Raw genomic sequence first — 856 nt, forward strand, 5'->3', positions numbered from 1 at the left:
CGAAAGATGAACGATGGAGGAAAAAGGAGTGGAAGTTATTGGCTCTTATGGCTGGAGAAGCTCCGTGTAAACAGGGCGATGAGGTTTGATAGCCTGATGTATACCTCAGACACCCCCGTCTGTGATTCTGACACATTTTGAACCTTTTCTCCCTCACCGTCATCCATACAAAACACTGGTTCAACATCCCCCTGACATAACGGCTATAAAGGTTTATTCAGAGTATGAACATACCACCACGCTATGGGAGAGGCCGCCATTACTGGCAGGCGCCTCCTCGCAGGCAAAGCGATTCAAGTCGGTATACACCTTATACCCCCAGTACACATGGTTCTCGATATCCTGGTCACCCTGAGTACCACCAGCTTTCACAACGCCGTACCCAGCACTCATATATACAGACATGTCAGGATATAAATGAGGGCTTCCGTCTTCTGAAAAACAACCCTCAACGAGCATTAGATAAGACGGAAACGCTATTAAAAAAATATGAGGGAGACATGCAGCAATACGCTCGTGTTGTGCAGTTAAAAGCCAGGTGCTTATTTGTTCTTGAGAATTTTGCTGGGTGTATTGGATACGTCGATTCGCTTCCAGAGGCCTTGCAAAACAATAAAGGGCTGATAATGGCAAAAGGCAGAGCTTTACAGGCGAGAGGCCATTTAACTGAAGCTTTACCACTCTTTGAGCGCCTTTATGAACAATACTCAGCCTCTCCCAATGATGAAAAAACTAATGGGCTGGCATTGGGCAGACATCACCAGCTCATGGGGAGCACGAACAACCTTAGAACAGCCCTGGACATCTTTACCAGGCTACGCACCCGGGCAGCCGGGGGGCGGGTGAACACCCCTTG

General features: G+C 48.1%; 2 protein-coding genes. One reads left to right on the forward strand and one right to left on the reverse strand.

Annotated elements, in window-relative coordinates:
• Positions 1-213: 213 nt before the first annotated feature.
• Positions 214-393, reverse strand: coding sequence for a hypothetical protein (locus tag E1189_RS03255; RefSeq protein ID WP_155158613.1), 180 nt, complete (start codon positions 391-393; stop codon positions 214-216).
• Positions 394-626: 233 nt separating this feature from the next.
• On the opposite strand from E1189_RS03255, the gene E1189_RS03260 reads away from it, so the two are divergent.
• Positions 627-856: hypothetical protein (locus E1189_RS03260; RefSeq protein ID WP_196221137.1), on the forward strand; the 230-nt coding region annotated here is incomplete at its 3' end.

It is taken from the genome of Parendozoicomonas verongulae (genome assembly GCF_009711465.1).
Classification (GTDB): Bacteria; Pseudomonadota; Gammaproteobacteria; order Pseudomonadales; family Endozoicomonadaceae; genus Sansalvadorimonas; species Sansalvadorimonas verongulae.

Coding starts and splice junctions, on each gene's coding strand:
- E1189_RS03255 (WP_155158613.1), bottom strand. CDS start 393: ATGAGTGCTGGGTACGGCGTTGTGAAAGCTGGTGGTACTCAGGGTGAC.